Source organism: Spiroplasma endosymbiont of Halictus nicosiae (assembly GCF_978018445.1).
Genome location: NZ_OZ389573.1, coordinates 1,642,158 through 1,662,314 on the forward strand (window position 1 = coordinate 1,642,158; position 20,157 = coordinate 1,662,314).

Here is a 20,157-nt window from a genome sequence, read left to right on the forward strand (position 1 = left end):
ATTATTTTTTCTCTCCTTTTAAAATATAATATTAAGATTTTAGATATCCTCTCTTCAAATTGGCATTGACATACAACGAGGTCCCCCACGTCCACGTTATAATTCAGCTGAATCAATAACGTGCACTTTAACACCAGCTTGTTTTAAAATTTCAATTGTAATTTGATTTCTTGAATAGGCAATCACTTCACCAGGACGAATTGTAATAACATTTGTCCCATCATTTCATTGTTCTCTTGCCTGTACAATTGGATCTTCTCCATCACATTTAAAAATTTGAACTGGCTTACCAACTTCTTCTGATAAATAATCTTTAATTGTTTCTTTAATTTCTTTAACTCCATTTTTTGTAATTTCAAAAATTTTAAACTCACCCATTGCTTCAAAAATTAATGGATGTGCGATAAATTTATCATAATCAATATTAGTAAAAACAGTATCTAAATGCATAAAAGCACGATTTTTTGTTTTTAAATCTAATGCAATAACTTTTTCATAACTAACTGAATTATTTTCAATTAGATTTTTTGCTACTATTTTAATAGCTTTCATTGAGATGTCCTTTGTGAAACACCAATAATTAATGTTTTTGCATTTAAAACTAAAATGTCTCCACCTTCTAAAGTTTCTTTTTCATTACGATCATATCAAAAATTAATTTTTCCTTTAAAACGGGGGTGATGTCTTAAAACAACATCAGAAAATAATGTTTCACGATTTCTAGTAACCGTAAACATTTTATGAATAGTTGCTCCATTTCCAATTGATGCAAATGGATCACGTTGGAATAAAATATTTGGCATTGGATCAACCGCTAGCGGATAATTATCTGTAATTTCTACTCCTAACTCGTATTTTGTTACCCATGCTATCATTTTATTAACAAGATCTTGATTATCTAATTTGCCTAAATAAGTACGTAACTTACTAATGTATTCTTCTTTTGCACCAGATTCTTTTAAAAACTGTTCTAGTAATTCTTGCCGCATTTTTGAATCAGTGTCTAAAACTTCAGCGACTAATTTTTCAATATACAACACCTCAACACCTAAGTTCCTAAAAGTTTGCGCAAAAAAGTCATGTTCTTTTTGTACAACTGCTAAATCTTGTGTATCATCAAACAATAATCGTTCCAATAAATCTGGTGATAAGTTAGCTAATTCATCACCAGGGCGATGTAACAATACTGTTTTTAAATTACCTATTTCTGAATAAACATTAATACCATATTTTTATGTCATGTTACTTGTCCTCTTTCTCTTTTTACGTCCATTTTTATTAAAATCCTTTAATAAAAATTAAAGATAAACATGCAAAACTAAAAAAATGCAAATTGCTGTTAAATACACAGAATACCTATCAAATTGTAATGTCCTTTAATGCCATTTAAATAAATATACTTAAAATTGATTATGCTATCCTTTTATCAAATATATTTAAGCAATACACTTTTCGATATTGCATAAATAAAAATGCCATTGTTTACTTTTTTTATCCTTATACTTTTATATTATTTTTTTTAATTTTAAAAACAAGTCTTTAAAGTTTTTTATTATTTTTTTATCACTAGAAATAAAAAAACAATAAATTTTTATTGTTTTGCTGTATTAATGATATTTGTTGCAGTTAAGATATTAATTAATAAATCATGTAAGCATTGAATAATTTGAACTAAAGGAACGACTTTATTACGATATTCTGTTGTTTTTTCAGCAATTTCTAATCGTTTTCCCGGACTTAATGCAATGACAAAATTATGATATGCTTGGATCTCTTCAATAATTTTTTCTTTATTAAATTCTGGTAATTTAATTTTTCCATCATTATAATCTTTTTCAATTTGATCAATATTTGCTAATTGTCCTTTTAACTTTTCTTCTTCTTTTTCAGGAGAAAAATCAGTTAACATAATATCACGTTGTAAAAATAAACCTAATTGATTTACTAAATTTCAAATTTCCAAGGCATCATTAGCATTATTAATCTCTTTTAAACATTTATCAAGCGCTGGATCAAGTTCTTTAATCTCATCATCATAAATTTTTATTAACTCACCAATTTCTACTTTCATCATATTTACAAAAAGTTTATTTAAATCAACCGGACTAGTTTCTTTTGCACTAGTCATAAAATCATTTAAAAATCGTGGCAATGGAATAATTGCGTTAAATAATTTGCTTACTTCAATTAATGTTGTAACTTTTTTCTGATCAATTTCTTCTGGTTTTTTATCTTGTAAATATTCTGTTCTAATATCATCAAATAATGGTTTGATTTCTGTTTTCACAAAGTTAAATAAATCTTCAAAATTAGTTTTAAACTTTGCTCCTGCTAAAAAAGCTTCTATTTTTGGATTTTTTTCCACTGTGTCTTTTGCATAGTCTGTTTCGAAAAGATTAATATATTTTGTTAAATAACTCATCATTCCTTTTTCAACATCTGTTCAGAAATTACTCTGTTCTGTCATTTTTTATCCCTCTATTCTTCTATAATTTTTATGTATTTCAATTTTACCGTAAAATAAGAATTATTTAAATTTAATTTATTTTTTCTTGACTTTCTTTAATTTTTTGGTGGTTAACTAATAAATTATTTAAATTAACAACGAATGTTATTAATAAAGCAATAATGATACTTAAGACAATTAAATATAAAAGATAATATTCTAACCGGCGAAAATCTTGAAAAAAATATGTTACATAGTAGTTATTTGCTGGCATACTATAATTTCACAATTTTTTATCAATTGGAATTAATAATAAAACTCCTTCCCGAACAGCAATAAAAATAGTATAAAAAAATGGATGAAGATAAAACTTATATAACTTTTGTAAATAAAAATTTTTATAATTAATACATTCTTTTTCAACCACAATGCAAAAATAGATAATGAAAATCGCGGGACACAATCAATGCTGCACTGTTGTACTAATTCAATAAATTGCGAAGCTATGCCAACTGGCAGTAAACTTTTTACCAGTAATGGCACCGATAACTGTCCCAAGTGTAAAAAAAATGTTAACAAGGCAGCAAAGACAATGTATAAAATAAAAAACTGGTTTGTTACAAAATGACAATTTTGTAATTTTGTAAAGTAAATTAATCCTCTGAAGGCGAATAATAAAATTAAAAAATAAGTTTGGACACTTCATCAACTAACAAAATATCATAAATAACTTAATCAATTTAATTGATAATAAATTAAACTATAAAAATAAGTTAAGAGTAAAACAATAATTTCTAAGCTAAAGAGAATGCTACAAAACACTAAGTGTTTAATTCGTTCTGTTTTTTCCATCGTGCTCCTTTTGTTGATGATATTTATTGTATAAAACATTTTTACTAATTTTATATTTATTTGCAACAAAATCAATTGCTTGTTTAACGCGATAATTTTGCTTTGTAATTAATTGTTCAATTTCGGTAACTAAAATTTCATCTGCAATAATAGGAACTGGAAGATTCGCCGCCCCATCAACAACAAGGACATACTCACCAAAAGCAGCATTTTCTTCTTGTTGTAAAAACAAAAGCACTTCACTTAACTGTCCACGATATCATTGCTCATTAATTTTTGTAATTTCCTTACCAATGACAATTTTACGCTCACCAAAAACTGATTTAACTATTTTTAATGTTTCTAAAATTCGATGCGGTGCTTCATAAAAAATAATAGAATATGGAAATGATAGCAGTTGTTCTAACTCATTATTTTTTTTGTTTTTGCTTTATTTAAAAAACCAAAAAATAAAAAATGGTGCGGATTAAGACCCGAACTAACAATGGCGTTTAAAGCAGCATTAGCACCACTAATCGGAATTACATCATAGGGATAATGTTCCAAAATATGGTTAACAGCATAATAACCTGGATCACTAATCAGTGGATAACCGGCATCACTAATAATTGCAATTGATAAGTTTTGTGCTAAATCATTTAACATTTCTGTTAAGCGTTGCATTTCATTTTCTTTATTTAAAGAAATTAACTGTTTTTTACAATTAAAATAATTTAATAGTTTAATTGTGTTCCGCGTATCTTCACAATAAATTTTTTGAACATCATGTTTAATAACTTCAATTGCTCGTGGTGTCATTTCTTGCAAATTACCAATTGGAGTTGCAATTAAGTAAATTTTCGGATTATTACTTTTAAAACTATATTGTTTAATTTTATTTGCCATTATAAAGACTCATTAATTTATCAAAACTAGTTGCTTTTTCTAAATATTGCATCATAATTTGATAAACTCTTTCTAATAAATCATTATTAATAAGTTCTAACTGACTAGGAGAAAACTTTCCTAGTACTCAGTTTCGGGTTAGAATTTGGAAATCTTTGCCAATTCCTAAACGAATCCGTAAAAAATTTTCGCTACCTAGTTTTTGAATTAAATCTTTAATTCCATTATGACCAGCACTTGAACCATTCTTTTTTAACTTAATAACATTGAAAGGAATATCTTTATCATCATAAATGACAATAATATCTTCTAATGTTAATTTATAAAATTGTTTAATTTGATAAACTGCAAATCCACTTAGATTCATAAAAGTCTGTGGTTGACAAAAAAGAACTTTCTCGTTGTTAATTGTTGTTTCTCATATTAAAGCATTAAAAGCATTTTTTGGCTTTGCTAAATTAAATTTATCTACCAACTTAGCAATGGATAAAAAACCAATATTATGTCTTGTATAAGTATATTCATTACCTGGATTCCCCAAACCCACAATTAACTTCATTATCTCGCTCCTTTTTTTAATTTAGCACTCGTTGATAAATCTGTTCAATATTTCGTAAAAAATAATTGTTATCAAATAATTTTTCTAATTTTGGTAAGGCTAAATATTTTGCTATATTATTATCAATCAAAACATTTTTAAAATCAATTTGCTGTTGTTGTGCGATTAAAGTACATTCTTGAATAAAATCATAAACTTCTTCACGTGAATAATTAGTTTCTTTTAAAATATTTGTTAAAACAACTTGACTAAAATAAATTTGATTGGCTTGTTGTAAATGTTCAATAATTTTCTCCGGACTAACAACCAAATTATTAATAACACCGATCATTCGTTTCAATAAATAAACTACTAAATGATATGTGTTGGGAATAATAATTCGTTCATTACTACTATGGGAAATATCACGTTCATGTCATAATAAGTTATTTTCAAATGTAACATTTATATTACTACGCACTAAACGAGCTAAACCAGCAATATTTTCCGCATTAATTGGATTTTTTTTATGTGGCATTGAAGATGAACCTTTTTGACTTTTGCTAAATCCTTCCGCAATTTCAGCCACTTCTGAACGTTGGAAATGGCGAAATTCAAGCGCCATTTTTTCTAACAAACTAGCAATTTGACTAAAACTTGTAAATAATGCAATATGATAATCACGTGATGTTACTTGCGTTGTAATTGGGTCAAGGTTTAGCCCTAATTGTTTTGCCACATATTCTTCAACTTGAACTTCAACATGCGCAAAATTACCAACTGAACCTGATATTTTTGCAACAGCAATTGCTGAACCTGCAGCATCAAACCGCGTAATATTACGCTCTAATTCAGCATATCAAAGTAAAAATTTTAATCCTAATGAGGTTGGTTCAGCAAACATTCCATGGGTACGACCCATAATTAATTGATTTTTATAAGTAAGAGCTTTTTCTTTTAACGCTTCTTTTAATTCAAGCATATATTTTTTAACAATATAGTTTGATTCTTTAATCAAATAATTTTGACTAGTATCAACAATATCAGTTGATGTTAAACCATAATGAATTCATTTTTTTTCTGGTCCCAATGTTTCTGATAACATTCGAGTAAAAGCAACAACATCATGCTTTGTTTCAGCTTCCAGTTCTAACATTCGTGGTAAGTTTACTGTTAAATTAGTTTTAATTTTTTCAATATCTGTTGTGGGAATTAATCCTAATTGTGTCCATCCTTCACAAACCAATAATTCTACTTTTGCTCAGGTATTATATTTATTTTCATCACTTCAAATTTTTCCAATCTCTGGAACAAAATAACGTTCAATCATTAAAAAATCTCCTTATTCATTAAAATAGTTTGTTCACGGTCAGGACCAACAGAAAATAAACTAATTGGAACACCAACGATTTCTTCTAACTTCATTAAATATTGTTGAGCATTATGTGATAAATCTTCAAATGTTGTAACATTACTAATGTCCTCATCTCAGCCTGGCATTGTTATTAAAATTGGTTTACACATCTCATATTCTTTAATTGTACTTGGAACATAATCAATTTGTTGTCCTTGATATTCATAGCCAATACAAATTTTTAATTCCTTAATAGTAGTTAAAACATCTAATAACATAATTGCCATACTAGTATAACCACTAATTCGCAACGAATGTTTCATTAAAATACCATCAAATCATCCAATTCGGCGCGCACGCCTCGATACAGTCCCATATTCACGTCCTGTTTCACGAATATATGTTTCAACTTCACCAAAAATTTCTGATGGAAATGGCCCGGTTCCAACACGAGTATTATATGCTTTAACAATTCCTAAAACATTATTAATATAACGCGGTGCAATCCCAACACCAACCGGAATTGAAGCTGCTGTTGGATTTGATGACGTAACAAAAGGATAAGTACCATGATCTAAGTCTAACATTACTCCTTGTGCGCCTTCAAACAAAACTTTTTGATGCGTTTTAATTGCATTATCAACTAAAATTGAAGTATCAGTTACTAGTGTTTTAATTTGTTGAAATAACGCGAAATATTCTTTTCAAATTAATTTTGGGTCAAATCCTTCACTATTAAAAACTTTTGTTAAAACTTCATTTTTAAATTTTAAATTATTTTCTAATTTTTGTAAAAATCTTTTTTCATCAAATAAATCACCTAATCTAATCCCAATTCGTTCTGCTTTATCTTGATAACAAGGACCAATTCCTTTTTTTGTTGTTCCAATTGAATCTTTTTGGCGATACTCTTCTTGCAATTCATCAATTTTCATATGATATGGAAAAATTAAATGGGTACGATCACTAATTCGTAAATTTTTACAATCAAAACCATGTTCTTGTAAATAATTAATTTCACTAACTAATTTACGTAAATTAACAACACAACCATTCCCAATTACATTAATTGATTTTTTATTAAAAACACCAGAAGGAATAATACTTAACTTATATTTTGTTCCTTTAATGACAATTGTATGTCCAGCATTATCACCACCAGCTCAACGAACAATAACATCTGCTTGTTGAGCAAAATAATCAGTAATTTTGCCTTTTCCTTCATCACCCCACTGGCTCCCAACAATCGCTAGTGTTCGATAATTTGTACCACTCATAACTTATTTCCAACCTTTCTACGGTTTAATCTTAATATAAATCTATCTATTTTTTCAAATTTTTCATCTTATTTATTGTTAATTACTGCTTGCACAAAACCATTAAATAATGGATTTGGTTTATTTGGCCGAGAAGTAAACTTCGGATGATATTGTGCAGCAAGATAAAAAGGATGGTTCGGGATTTCAATAACTTCCACTAAGTTTTTTCTCAGCATAAAGACCACTAAATACTAATCCTGCTTGTGCTAATTGTTCACGAAAATCATTATTAACTTCATAACGATGGCGATGACGTTCCAAAATCTCATCTTTCCCATATAACTTATGTGCTAATGTGTTTGGAACTAAAGTTGTCTTATAATTACCTAAGCGTAATGTTCCTCCTAAAGCATTGGTTTTATCCTTGCCACTAATAATATCAATAATTGCATTTTTTGTTTCTGTTAATTCTGAAGAATTAGCATCCTGAATGTGACAAACATTACGGGCAAATTCAATTACAGCTGCTTGCATCCCAAAACAAATTCCGAAGAATGGAATGTTATTTTCACGAGCAAATTGACATGCTAAAATTTTCCCTTCAAAACCACCAGGAACCAAAATCCCTTTTTCATTTTTTAATAATTGTTGATAATTTTTTTTATTAATATCTTCAGCTTTAATTCAATCAATTTTAATTTTAACCTTATTTTCATATCCAGCAATTCGTAACGATTCACTAACTGATAAATAAGCATCTGGAAGCTCAATATATTTTCCAACTAATTTAATCTCAATTACTTCTTGTGAGTGATTAATTTTTTCAACAAATTGTTTTCATCCTGACATATCAGTTTTTGTGACTTTTAAGTTTAATAACTTGCTAATTACTATTTGAGCATTTTGTTCATACATTTTTAATGGTACTTCATAAATACTAGCAACATCAGTAGCTACTAAAACATTATTTTTTTCAATATTACAAAATAGCGAAATTTTTTCAAGGACATTATCCTCTAAAACTTGTTCAGTTCGAGCAACAACAATATCTGGTTGAATCTCTAGTGATAATAGTTCTCGCACTGAATGTTGCGTTGGTTTTGTCTTTGATTCTTTTGATGCTGCAATATATGAAACTAATGAAACATGCATATAAATAACATTTTCTCGTCCTTGTTCCTTGCGAACTTTACGAATTGCTTCAATAAAAGGCAACGATTCAATATCCCCAACTGTCCCCCCAATTTCAGTAATAATAATATCTGTTTTTAATGTTGATGCCGCATGATAAACTTTCTTTTTAATTTCATTAGTAACATGGGGAACAACTTGAACTATCCCACCTTCATATTGGCCACGGCGTTCTTTTTCAATTACATTTTTATATATTCGTCCTGAAGTGATATTTGATTCTTTTGTTAAATTTTCATCAATAAAACGTTCATAATGTCCTAAATCTAAATCTGTTTCAGCACCAATTGCAATTGAAATTACAACTAGACCACGGGTCAACATTGAGTATGGATCAAATTTTTGCATAAAAACATTTAATCCACTTGCTTTTAATAAAACACCAATTGAAGAAGCTGTAATGCCTTTCCCTAAGCCACTGACAACTCCACCAGTTACAAAAATATATTTTGCCATTGTTTTATCATCCTTTCATCCTCAAATTAAAAAAAGTTTAGAAATTAACAGGGTTGTCACTTCTAACACTCTTTAATCTTGGTATTAATTATTTTCTTCCATTTCTTTTTCAAGAGCTTTTCAGTCAATTTCTTCTGTAATACCCAATTTAGCTGCTACTGTTTCATCGTCATCATCAATAGAATAATCATTTTCAATTAAATCATCATCAACTTCTATTTCAACAAAATCATCTTCCTCGTTATCATCATCTAATGTATCATCAAAATCAAGAGTATCAATTAATGATTCTTCTTCATCATTTTCCTCTTCATCTTCTCCATCATCATCTTCATCTAAATCAATATCTTCAAATTCTTTTGTTGTTTCAAATTGGTCAGTATAATCATATTGTTTTTTAATTTCATCATACTTTAAGAATTCACGTAACCCTCACATACCTTCACTTGTCAACACAAAACGATTATCTAACACCAAATCAGTATATAATTCTGCAATGACATCTTCTTTGCTGGCTCCTTGAACTGTTACATCACTTTTTGATGCAATATCATTTCAAATATTTTCAAAAGTATCGCTATTTTTTTTCTTTTTTAAATATGAATACACTAATTTTAATAACTCTATATTATCGTTCATTAATTTAAATCTTTCTTATTAATCATTCTCATATTTTTCTCCAATTGAAAAACAAATTGTTGTTGCTGTCTTTTTACTATTATTTTTAAATGCTAAGACTTCTGAAACTTCCATAATGCATTTAATTCCTTTGGGTGTATCAATATAAATTGCTTTAGTATCACTATCATATAATTTAATTGGTTTTAGGTTATATTCAACCATAAAGTAATTATAATGGTTTTTATATTTTTTTATCAAATTATTTTTAATTTCTTCGAAATTTCTTTTTGCTGGGTTTATTTTTTGCAAAAAATTTCGTGTCGTAAACATTTCAATTAATGTAACTAAAATTTCATCATTTTCATTTTTTAACATTTTTAAATATGTAAATAATGTATAATCATCTAATGTACAATATTGATCTGGACTCATCATTTTTCCTTCCAACACTGGAATTAATAAAGTAATTATTACTTTATTTTTAAATTGATAATTGCTATGATATAAATCATACAATCGTTTGAACATCATTTGAAAAGTTAAATCAAATCCAATGCTTAGTGGATGTAAATAAATTTGCTTATACATATGATACCGGCCAATTAAAAATGATTCAATTGCATACTGTACTTTTAACGGAAAAACAATCTTTTTATCTTTAATAAATAAATGCCGAATAATTCACTGTGTATCAACATGACTATAATCTACACCGCTTGTTTGTCCATCACGTAATAAATAATCTATTCGGTCAGCATCTAATTGTGAAGATACTAACGATGATAAAACCCCGTCCGGATGTCTACTTTCAATTATCATACATAGTTCATTAATTTCTTCTGAACTAAATTCAACCGCTAAGATTTTATTAATATTTGTTGTTGGATTTTTAATTAATAAAGACGAATAATTTTCATGACTAATATTCTGTTTTGTGACATGATTAGTCATTTCAAATGTATGTGAAAATGGACCATGGCCAATATCATGCAGTAATCCTGCTAATTTAACCAATAATCGTTTATGCGTACTATACATTTCTTGAAAACTTGCTGTTTCTAACATTTTACTAACTAAATGATAAACACCAATACAATGTGAAAAACGCGTATGCGACGCACTTGGAAAAACAAATTGTCCCCCTGCTAATTGACTAATGCGACGCAATCGTTGAAATTCTAAAGTGTTAATTAATTTTACGGTAATTTCTTCATTAATTTCAATATCGCCATGAACACTATCTCGGATTGTTAGTGGTAATTTCATTTTTTCGTTATTGTAATTTAGTAATATTATTAATTACTTTTTCTTTCCCTAATAAATAAATAACCTTGGCTAGTTCTGGTCCATGTTCTTGATGAGAAGTAAAAATTCTAATTGGCATAAATAAATTCTTTTCTTTCATAGTATATTGTTCCCCCATTTTACTAATTAATTGCTTAATATTTGGTTCATCTCAAACTGGCAATTGACTTAACGCTGTTTTAAAAGATGTTATCATTTCTTCATAACCGCTCAATTCTGTTAACACTGCTTGCGTTGCCATTGATAACTTTGTTGCTGGTTCAAAAAATGGTTTTGTTAAGGTCACAATTTCTGCCCCATATTGAAGTTCTTTTTTATAAATTAATAATAACATATTTACTCATTCTGATGTTTTTTTTGTTAAATCATAGCTTTCTGCTAAAAAAGGTCGAACAAAAGTTAGATAATCCTCATCATTCATTGCTTTAAGATAATAATTATTCATTCAAGTTAATTTTTTAACATCAAACATACTTGGCGATTTACTAAACCGCGTTTCATCAAAAATTTTAATTAATTCATCATGACTAAAAATTTCAACAGTGCCCGGAGGCGATCATCCTAATAAACTAATAAAATTAAAAATTGCTGTTGGTAAATATCCTAATGTTCAATATTGGCTAATAAATTGCATTAAATGACTATCTCGTTTTGATAACTTTTTATGTTGCTCATTAACAATTAAGGTTAAATGAGCAAAAATTGGTGGCTTAGCATTAAATGCTTCGTAAATCATTAATTGTTTTGGTGTATTAGAAATATGTTCTTCTCCCCGAACAACATGACTAATTTCCATTAACATATCATCAATTACGACCGCAAAATTATAAGTTGGAATTCCATTTGATTTTAAAATAACTCAATCGCCAAGATCTTTTCCTTTAAAATGAACAGGACCGCGGACTAAATCATTAAAATCATAACTTGCTTCATCAGGAACGAAAAAACGTAAATTATATGGGGTTTGTTTTGCTAATTTTTCAGCAATTTGTTCAGAAGTTAATTGTCAACATTTGCGATTATAACGTGGTGAAAGATATCCTTTTGCCAATTGTGCTTCACGGTCTTTTTCAAGTTCAGCTGGTGTACAAAAACAATAATATGCTTTTTTTGTTGTTAATAATTTTTGTGCATATTTTTGATAAAGTTCTAACCGTTCTAATTGTCGATATGGTCCATAAGTCCCTGGGCGATCAATTGTTTCATCTGGTTCAATTCCTAATCAACGTAAATTATCTAATTGTGACGCAATCGCTCCTTCAACATTTCGTTCAATATCTGTATCTTCAATTCGTAGAACAAAAACACCATCATAATGTTTTGCAAATAAATAATTAAATAATGCTGTTCTTGTATTACCAATATGTAAAAATCCCGTTGGACTTGGTGCGTAACGTAATCTGACTTTTTGTTTCATTTTAATCCCCCATTCTAGCTTTTGATTTAATCATTTTGCTTTAAAAGTAATAATGTTGTATAACTTTGGATAATATTTGGAAAATTTTGTTCAGTAGTTGTTGCTTTTAAGTTAATTTTTTCAGCCGTAATTTGTAATAATTTTTGTAAATTAGTTTTAATTGCTTTTTTATGCTTTTGCAAGTGTGGTTCATCAATAATAATTGATGCATCAATATTACTAATTTGATAATTCTGTTCAGTCATTAATGTTAATGCTTTTTTTAAAATTAATTGTGAATTAAGTTTTTTATTTGTTTCATCAAACCATTCTCCTAAATCACCTAATCCTAAGGCTCCAATAATTGCTTCACTAATTGTATGTAACAAAATATCACCATCAGAAGCAGCCTAAATTTGGTATTGGCATGGAATAAAAATTCCCCCTAAATAAAAACCAGTTCCTACTTTTAAATTATGTAAATCATAACTATTGCCAATTCGCATTATTATTTCTCCCTAAACATTAAATTTAAAAAAACATATATCGCCGTCTTGCATAACATAAGTTTTTCCTTCGCTTCGTAACCGACCATTTTCTTTTACAGCTTTTTTACTACCATATTGTACTAAATCATCATACGAATAAACTTCTGCGCGAATAAAACCACGTTCAAAGTCAGAATGAATGATTCCTGCACACATTGATGCTGTTGCTTCTTTTTTAAAAGTCCATGCTCGTGCTTCTTGCTTGTTAGCAGTAAAAAATGTTTGTAAGCCTAATAAAGCATAAGATTTTTTAATTAATTGACTTAAACCAGCTTCTTTAATGCCATAATCAGCCATTAATAATTTCCAATCATCTGGTTCTAATGCTGATAATTCTTCTTCAATTTTAGCACAAATAACAACGACTTCAATTGCTTGTTGTTGAGCATATTCTTTAACTGTTTTAACATAAAAATTATCTGGTTGGTTTAAATCACTTTCTGCAACATTAGCAACATAAATAAAAGGTTTAATTGTTAATAAATTAAAATTCTTTACTACTTTTAGTTCATCATCTGATAATGTTAAATCTTTTAATAATTTATTTTGTTCTAATTCTGTTGCTAACTTTAATAATAATTTATACTCAAAAACATCTTCTTTTTGTTTTAAAGTTTGTGCTTTTTTGCTAATTTTATCAATTCGTTTTTTAATTTGTTCTTGGTCAGAAATAATTAATTCTAAATTAATAATTTCAATATCACGAATTGGATCAATTGTTCCTTCAACGTGGGTAATATCTTTATTATCAAAACAACGTATGACCATACAAATTGCATCAGTTTCGCGAATATTTTGCAAAAAAGCATTTCCTAAACCTTCACCTTTACTAGCTCCCGCAATTAATCCAGCAATATCATAAAATTCAAAGGTACTATGAATTGCTTTGTGCGGAGCACAAAGAGTAATTAAAGTATCCATTCGTTCATCAGGAACTTCTACCGTCCCAACATTTGGATTAATTGTTGCAAATGGATAATTAGCTGCTTCAACTTGTGAATTTGTAATTGCGTTAAATAAAGTTGATTTACCAACGTTTGGTAAACCAACTATTCCCATTTTTAATGCCATTATGTTCTTCCTTACTATTAATTAATCATCTAATTAATCATCAATTAAACCTAATAATTCTAAAATACGGTTTAAATCTTTAATTCCAGTATACTTGATAACAATTTTGTCAGTATCAATAACTACTTTTGTTCCTAATTTTCGCATTATTTTATTTTCCAAAAATTCATTAACAGCTCGTTTTGATAAATCCTTCTCTGAATTTTCAATTAATGGTTTCGTTATTTTTGGATTATATTCTTTGACCAATTCTTCAACCTGACGCGCATTTAAATTTAAATTAATAATCTTATTAATAAGATTATTAAATTCATTTTTGTCAACATTTAAACTAATTAATGGTTTAACTTGCCCCATTGTTACTTTATTTTCTAATAACAAGGTTTGCACTTCAGTTGGTAAATTTAATAATCGCATCGTATTTGTGACATGACTTCGTGATTTTCCAATTCGTTGTGCTAATTCTTCTTGGGTTAATCCTAGTAACTCAATTAATTCTTTATAAGCATTAGCTTCTTCAATTGAATTTAAATCAACCCGTTGAATGTTTTCAATTAAAGCAACTTCTTTCATCTGCTGATCATTAAAATCAACAACAATTGCTGGAATCGTTGTTAATCCTGCTAATTTGGCAGCCCGACTACGACGCTCTCCGGCAACTAAATAATAACCATTATTCGTTTTTTTTACAATAATAGGTTGAATTAAACCATATTCTTTAATTGACTGTGCTAATTCTGTTAATTCTTTTTCATTAAAATTTTTGCGGGGTTGATGCGGATTAGGAAAAATTTCCGCTAATACAATTTCATTCGCTGTCTCTTTTAATGCATCATTGCTTTCAATCCCTTTAATTACTTCGTTGATTCCTTCACCAAAAATTTTATCTAACCCTTTTGAACTTAATCGACTCTTAGTATTACTTGCCATTGTTTGCCAACACCTCTCTCGCTAATTCTTCATAAGCAACTGCACCTGCACCACCTTTATCATATTCAAAAATACTCAAACCATGTGATGGTGATTCACTAATTTTAACATTTCTTGGAATATGTGTTCGATAAACTTTTTCATTAAAATATTTTTTAACTTCTGTCATCACTTCAAATGATAATTTTGTTCGTGAATCAAACATTGTTAAAACAATTCCTTCAATTGCTAAACTTTTATTAAACATTTTTTGTACAAAATGAATTGTTGTTAATAACTGTGCTAAACCTTCTAAAGCATAATACTCTGCTTGAATTGGAATTAAAACAGAATCAGCACAAGCTAGTGCGTTTCGATTAATTAATCCTAAGGAAGGGGGACAATCAATTAAAATAAAATCATACTTATCACGAACCGGTTTAATCCGCTCTAATAAAATGCTTTGGTTATCTTCTGTTCTTTCCATTAAATAAATATCTGCTCCCGCTAATGAAATGGTTGCTGGTGCTAAATCAACATTAGTCATAATATTTGAAATAATAATATTTTTTAATGGGATTTGTCCAACTAAAACATCATACATACTTTCATGAATTTCTTCTTTATTAGCACCTGTCCCCGTTGTTGCATTTCCTTGGGGATCAATATCCACTAATAAAATCTTTCGTCCAGTACGTGCCAATCCGGCCGCTAAGTTAATCGAAGTTGTTGTTTTACCAACGCCGCCTTTTTGGTTTGTGATTGCAATAATTTTTCCCATAATTGTCCTTTCTGTTCCGTTGCATTTGATAATTTTATACATTATTATTATATAACACTTTATCCAATTGGAATTTTTTTTATTTAATTAAACCGACGAGGATATGGTTTTGCAGTTGCCTCTGTTTTAATAAAATAACAAATGTTCCGTTCACCAAGTTGTGGAATTGTTTCATGTTGAATTTTTTCTAATTTTAAATTTAAAAATGATAAAGTTTTTTGCGCTGCTTGTAATTCAGCCTTAACATTTGGCCCTTTATAACAAATAATCCTTCCCGATGTTTTAACCATTCGTACTACTAATTCTAAAAGCACCCCTAAATTAGTAACAGCACAAGAAACAACAAGTTCAAAAGATTCAGCATGCTCTCGACTATATTCCTCTGCTCGAGCATGAATAATTTCAACATTTTTTAATTGTAACTTCATCACTAATCGTTGTAAAAATAAGCATCGTTTTTCTAATGCTTCAATAATTGTTAATTTAATTGTTGGGCAAAGAATTTTTAAAACCAACCCTGAAAAACCAGCCCCACTGCCAACATCACTAACTGTCATCTCCTTTCACAATGAGAATTCTTTTAATAATAATCCTGAATCAAGAAAATGTTTAAGATAAATCTCGTCTTTATTAATAATTGTAGTTAAATTCATAATTTGGTTTTGTTCAACTAAATATTGATAATATAATTGTAACTGTTTTTCTTGCTCAGGTGTAATTTCTAATTCTGGTAGCGCTGTTTTAATTAATTTAATCATCAATATCCCCCTAGAATTTTTAATTTCTTTTAACATTATAACAATATATATGGTAATATATAAACATTTAAAAAATAATTGAGAGGATTATGAAATGAATAAAAAAGCCTTAATTGTGTCGTTAATTATCAAAATGACTTTGTTGATCCTAAAGGAGCGTTATATGTTCCAGGAGCAGAAAAATTATATGAAAAAATTGTTGCTTTAATTCATGAATTTCATCAGAATGGTAATTTAGTTATTGCGACAAAAGATTTTCATCCTAATAATCATTGTTCGTTTGCTAAATGAGGTTCACATTGCATTGCAAATACATTTGGCAGTGAGTTATATAAATTAACTACATCGCAATTTAACCATATTATTTTAAAAGGAACACAACAAGATTTTTATAGCTACAGTGGTTTTTTTAGTCATAATCATACTTCAAATGGATTACATGAATTTCTTCAAGAACACAAGATTACTAACTTAGTCATTGTTGGTGTTGCTACAGATGTTTGCATATCAGCAACACTTGTTGATGCTATTAAATTAAACTATCATGGTATTATTGACTTAAATGCTAGTGCTGGACTTAAACCACAAATTATTTTTTAAAAAAACTATTATGAATAAACAACATAATAGTTTTTTTAAAAATCATCACCATCACCATTATTAGAATCAATATTTTTGACACGCATAATTGTTTCACCATTTGGTAATTGACCAATTCGCCCTTTACTACTTCCTTTTCATTTCACTTGATAGTATATAATTCCTTGAGCATGCAATAGCTTTAAGATTTCAATTCAATTATATAGTTCACCACGATACATTCATCGTTTCTCACTATGTGCTTCCACTAGATCTCGATTATAAAAACTATGCGGATGTGATCACATCCTAATTTGCCGAATTGTATTTTCTCGTTTTGAAACAATTTCTAAATTTTCTGCTCGATTATCACGAGGATTACCATTAATATGATCAATTGTCATATTTGGCGGAACTGAACCAATAAATAACTCAACAACCAACTTATGTAATGGCCTTGTTTTTGTTTTTCCATCTTCACGACGACGAATTAAATAATAATTAGTATTTTTTGGCTTCTTTAATTCTTTAACTTTCTTTGTTACAATATTACGAACACGCCCCATATTGCTAATCTCAAGATAAGGAAATTCCCGGTGAACCTTTCAAGTTTCTGCTTTTTTTGCTTTATTCATTTTAACCTCTTATTTTTTCGAAACTGCTTTATGATCTGTAATATAAAATCGATATGGTTTTAATTTAAAATTTGTTGCATACTCAATGTTGACCCGTGGTGTAGTTGCAATTTCAATTGCAGTTGGTGCTGTATCTTCAGCAAGATATAAAACTGAACTTTCTAGCAAAAAAAGTCCATCATCAGCTTTAGTAATTTTTAAATAGCGTGATAACTTTCCAGGACCATTTGCTAACCGTGGTGTTGAAACAAAGTCAGGAACAGTTTCATCAATAATAATTTCACCAGCGCGTAATAAAACTGCACTTGGAAAATCAACTTGGTCAGTAACAATATTAAAACAATGATACATCCCATAAATGAGAAAAACATGTGCAAAGCCACCTTTTCAAAAAAGTGTTTCATTACGAGAACTACGTTTATTATTAAAACCATGATTAGCATCATCTTCGGGTCCATCATAAGCTTCAGTTTCAATAATTTTACAAATAATTTTTTTCCCATCAATAATTCGAACTAAATATTTTCCTAATAGTTCGCGTGCAACAACAATAGCATTTCGCATAAAAAAAGTATCCTCAGTTAAACGGTTTACATTTATCATTTTAAAAAAAGCATAACAAAAATTAATATTAATTTGCTATGCTAACCTAACCAATTTTTTTACATTGGTCAAATTCAACTTCAGTAGGTGTCAAACGACCAAACATTTCTAAATTTACTATCGCAATCCCTTTTGAAGTGTCAATTTTTGTTACTTGTCCTTCCATATCAGTAAAAGTTCCTAATAAAATTCGAACATAATCATTCACTCCAAAGTTTGCCACAAATACTTTTTTAACTTTTTTCCCTTGCTGTGTTGCTGTTTTTTTAGCTGCCAATGATTTTGAAAGCATTGTCCTTGCTTCTTGATCTGTTAAAGGAAAAGGTTTTGTTCCTCGCCCTGATGAGCCAATAAATCCAGTAACCCCTGTTGTGTTCCGAACAATATATCAAGCTTCATCGTTCATAATCATATTAATAAAAATATAACCTGGATAAACATTTTTTTCTTTTTCTATTAGTTTTCCACCTTTTTTGGCTGAAACTATCTCTTTTACAACTCTAATATCAAAAACAACATCTTTCATATTTAATGATTCTACCCGTTGAATTAAGTCATCACGAACACGGTCTTCATGTCCAGAATAACAATTAATTACATATCATTTTCCAGGATACTTTGTAACATCTTCTAAAGATTCTCTGTCTTCACTTTTATCATTATCAATGATTTCATCTGTTATTGTGTTTTTTCCTAACATTACCTTACTTTACTCCTTTTAAACTTATCTATTATATAATGCGAGCAACAGTTAGTAAATGATATAAAACTAAATCTAATACTAAATAAAACACCGCAAAAGCAATAATAAATAAAATTGTGATTAAAAACTTGCGTCCTAAACTACCCTTACTTGTTCATCGAATTCTTGTGACTTCTTTTGCCATTTTGACAGGAAATTCACGAAAAGCTAATTTTCAATTTGTTTTTTTACTTTTATTTGAATTTTTACGCTTAAAAAGACCTTTTTTAATTGGTTCACCATTCTCATCAACCTCTGGTGTTGTGCTTACTTTTTTTGTCCCAACTTGAATTGGTGCTGTTTTACTTGCTTTTTTTTGAAAAATTAGCACTGCTTTTTCATTTTTCTTTTGAATTTTTAACGCTTTTTTTTCTTCTTTTGTTAAAACTGTTTTAACATTCTTTTTTGATTTTTCATTTTTTTTCATTGCAAACACCTCTACCTTGTTTCTTTATGTTTAGTATGTTTATTACATGTTTTACAAAACTTATTTATTTCTAATCGTTCTTTTTGTGTCATTTTGTTTTTAAATGTTGTATAGTTTCGATTTAAACATTCTGAACATACTAATATAATCTTTTCGCGCATAATATTCACCATAATTAATTATAGTATATTAACAACAATATTCATATATTTAATTAACTATTTTTGTAAAAATCTCTTGTTTTTTGCATAATTCGTTGCATTGCATTATCAACTTGCCGATAATTTAACCCTAATAAGTGGTGAATATTATAAATATTTTCACCAGCAAATCATAACCGAAATACTTCTTTTTCTAATGGTGATAATCGTTGATAAAATATTTTAATAATTTGTTTTTGTTCATCAAAACAAGCAATTTTATTTGAAAAATTTTCATCTTGATTAGTAATATTTTCATTAGTTAATTTAATGTAATAATTTAAAACTTTATTTTTTATATTAAAAAATTAACGAATTTGTTTATGAATATCTCATGTGTAACGTTGAAAAATAAAATCTTTTAATTTTTTTGACGAATGGGGATTATACATTTTGGCACTTTCTAATACTGAAAAATACTTTAAACTTTCTAAATCAGCTAATTCAATTGGTAAACCAAAATACTTATAAAAAGTTCGGCGCTTAACATCTTCTAGAAAGGGTACATATAATTTATATAAACTAAATAATGCTGTTTGATTATGACCTTCTTGAAATAAATAAAGTAATTCATATTCATTCATCGTAACAATAGTCAAAT

21 protein-coding genes and 3 pseudogenes are annotated in these 20,157 nt (G+C 28.3%); 1 reads left to right on the plus strand and 23 read right to left on the minus strand.

What is annotated here, in order from left to right; translation table 4 throughout:
* Window positions 1-96: 96 nt before the first annotated feature.
* The 17 genes and pseudogenes from ACZ91P_RS11180 to rsmG form a co-directional block, all read right to left on the minus strand.
* Window positions 97-1,223, minus strand: a pseudogene (locus ACZ91P_RS11180) (arginine deiminase).
* Between the two features lie 368 nt (window positions 1,224-1,591).
* A complete protein-coding gene (locus tag ACZ91P_RS11185) occupies window positions 1,592-2,467 on the minus strand; it encodes a hypothetical protein (protein WP_465156154.1) in 876 nt (291 codons plus the stop codon).
* Window positions 2,468-2,537: 70 nt separating this feature from the next.
* Window positions 2,538-2,873 carry a hypothetical protein gene (locus ACZ91P_RS11190; RefSeq protein WP_465156156.1) on the minus strand — a complete coding sequence of 112 codons (336 nt, stop codon included), beginning with the start codon at window positions 2,871-2,873 and terminating at the stop codon, window positions 2,538-2,540.
* Between the two features lie 402 nt (window positions 2,874-3,275).
* Window positions 3,276-3,536, minus strand: a complete 261-nt coding sequence (locus ACZ91P_RS11195) for a hypothetical protein (RefSeq protein WP_465156158.1) — start codon at window positions 3,534-3,536, stop codon at window positions 3,276-3,278.
* 164 nt (window positions 3,537-3,700) lie between these two features.
* Complete coding sequence (locus ACZ91P_RS11200; protein ID WP_465156160.1) at window positions 3,701-4,183, minus strand: SAM-dependent methyltransferase; 483 nt, start codon at window positions 4,181-4,183, stop codon at window positions 3,701-3,703.
* The gene (gene pth, locus ACZ91P_RS11205) at window positions 4,173-4,742 is read right to left on the minus strand and encodes an aminoacyl-tRNA hydrolase (protein ID WP_465156163.1); all 570 of its coding nucleotides are present in this window, start codon (window positions 4,740-4,742) and stop codon (window positions 4,173-4,175) included. The genes ACZ91P_RS11200 and pth overlap by 11 nt, the downstream gene beginning before the upstream one ends.
* Before the next feature lie 16 nt (window positions 4,743-4,758).
* Window positions 4,759-6,051 carry an adenylosuccinate lyase gene (gene purB, locus ACZ91P_RS11210; RefSeq protein WP_465156166.1) on the minus strand — a complete coding sequence of 431 codons (1,293 nt, stop codon included), beginning with the start codon at window positions 6,049-6,051 and terminating at the stop codon, window positions 4,759-4,761.
* A complete protein-coding gene (locus ACZ91P_RS11215; RefSeq protein ID WP_465156169.1) occupies window positions 6,051-7,352 on the minus strand; it encodes an adenylosuccinate synthase in 1,302 nt (433 codons plus the stop codon). The genes purB and ACZ91P_RS11215 overlap by 1 nt, the downstream gene beginning before the upstream one ends.
* 68 nt (window positions 7,353-7,420) lie before the next feature.
* A pseudogene (locus ACZ91P_RS11220) lies at window positions 7,421-8,981 on the minus strand (CTP synthase).
* 84 nt (window positions 8,982-9,065) lie between these two features.
* A complete protein-coding gene (gene rpoE, locus ACZ91P_RS11225; protein WP_465156172.1) occupies window positions 9,066-9,620 on the minus strand; it encodes a DNA-directed RNA polymerase subunit delta in 555 nt (184 codons plus the stop codon).
* An 18-nt stretch (window positions 9,621-9,638) separates the two neighbouring features.
* On the minus strand, window positions 9,639-10,868 hold the full coding sequence (locus ACZ91P_RS11230; RefSeq protein ID WP_465156175.1) for an HD domain-containing protein: 1,230 nt from the start codon (window positions 10,866-10,868) through the stop codon (window positions 9,639-9,641).
* Window positions 10,869-10,875: 7 nt separating this feature from the next.
* Window positions 10,876-12,324 carry a glutamate--tRNA ligase gene (gene gltX / locus ACZ91P_RS11235; protein WP_465156178.1) on the minus strand — a complete coding sequence of 483 codons (1,449 nt, stop codon included), beginning with the start codon at window positions 12,322-12,324 and terminating at the stop codon, window positions 10,876-10,878.
* 26 nt (window positions 12,325-12,350) lie between these two features.
* Window positions 12,351-12,698, minus strand: a pseudogene (locus ACZ91P_RS11240) (2-C-methyl-D-erythritol 2,4-cyclodiphosphate synthase); the annotation flags it as partial.
* Window positions 12,699-12,821: 123 nt separating this feature from the next.
* The gene (ychF, locus tag ACZ91P_RS11245) at window positions 12,822-13,922 is read right to left on the minus strand and encodes a redox-regulated ATPase YchF (RefSeq protein WP_465156180.1); all 1,101 of its coding nucleotides are present in this window, start codon (window positions 13,920-13,922) and stop codon (window positions 12,822-12,824) included.
* Window positions 13,923-13,955: 33 nt separating this feature from the next.
* Entirely contained in the window at window positions 13,956-14,852 is an 897-nt protein-coding gene (locus tag ACZ91P_RS11250) for a ParB/RepB/Spo0J family partition protein (RefSeq protein WP_465156182.1), read from the minus strand.
* Complete coding sequence (locus tag ACZ91P_RS11255; RefSeq protein ID WP_465156184.1) at window positions 14,842-15,612, minus strand: ParA family protein; 771 nt, start codon at window positions 15,610-15,612, stop codon at window positions 14,842-14,844. The genes ACZ91P_RS11250 and ACZ91P_RS11255 overlap by 11 nt, the downstream gene beginning before the upstream one ends.
* Window positions 15,613-15,695: 83 nt before the next feature.
* Window positions 15,696-16,370: a 16S rRNA (guanine(527)-N(7))-methyltransferase RsmG gene (rsmG, locus tag ACZ91P_RS11260; protein WP_465156186.1), complete on the minus strand. Its 675-nt coding sequence runs from the start codon at window positions 16,368-16,370 to the stop codon at window positions 15,696-15,698.
* A gap of 159 nt (window positions 16,371-16,529) precedes the next feature.
* Here rsmG and ACZ91P_RS11265 point away from each other — a divergent pair, with 159 nt between their 5' ends.
* A complete protein-coding gene (locus tag ACZ91P_RS11265) occupies window positions 16,530-16,970 on the plus strand; it encodes an isochorismatase family protein (RefSeq protein ID WP_465158989.1) in 441 nt (146 codons plus the stop codon).
* Between the two features lie 35 nt (window positions 16,971-17,005).
* On the opposite strand, the gene ACZ91P_RS11270 is transcribed toward ACZ91P_RS11265, so the two are convergent.
* From ACZ91P_RS11270 to ACZ91P_RS11295, 6 genes are all read right to left on the minus strand, one after another.
* A complete protein-coding gene (locus ACZ91P_RS11270) occupies window positions 17,006-17,584 on the minus strand; it encodes an HNH endonuclease signature motif containing protein (RefSeq protein WP_465156189.1) in 579 nt (192 codons plus the stop codon).
* Between the two features lie 9 nt (window positions 17,585-17,593).
* Window positions 17,594-18,187, minus strand: coding sequence for a DNA-3-methyladenine glycosylase (locus ACZ91P_RS11275; RefSeq protein ID WP_465156191.1), 594 nt, complete (start codon window positions 18,185-18,187; stop codon window positions 17,594-17,596).
* Window positions 18,188-18,233: 46 nt separating this feature from the next.
* Entirely contained in the window at window positions 18,234-18,887 is a 654-nt protein-coding gene (gene nusG, locus ACZ91P_RS11280) for a transcription termination/antitermination protein NusG (RefSeq protein WP_465156193.1), read from the minus strand.
* Window positions 18,888-18,918: 31 nt separating this feature from the next.
* Entirely contained in the window at window positions 18,919-19,356 is a 438-nt protein-coding gene (gene secE / locus ACZ91P_RS11285) for a preprotein translocase subunit SecE (protein WP_465156195.1), read from the minus strand.
* 11 nt (window positions 19,357-19,367) lie between these two features.
* Window positions 19,368-19,517, minus strand: a complete 150-nt coding sequence (rpmG, locus tag ACZ91P_RS11290; protein ID WP_004028373.1) for a 50S ribosomal protein L33 — start codon at window positions 19,515-19,517, stop codon at window positions 19,368-19,370.
* 347 nt (window positions 19,518-19,864) lie between these two features.
* Window positions 19,865-20,140 carry a hypothetical protein gene (locus ACZ91P_RS11295; RefSeq protein WP_465156197.1) on the minus strand — a complete coding sequence of 92 codons (276 nt, stop codon included), beginning with the start codon at window positions 20,138-20,140 and terminating at the stop codon, window positions 19,865-19,867.
* Window positions 20,141-20,157 lie beyond the last annotated feature (17 nt).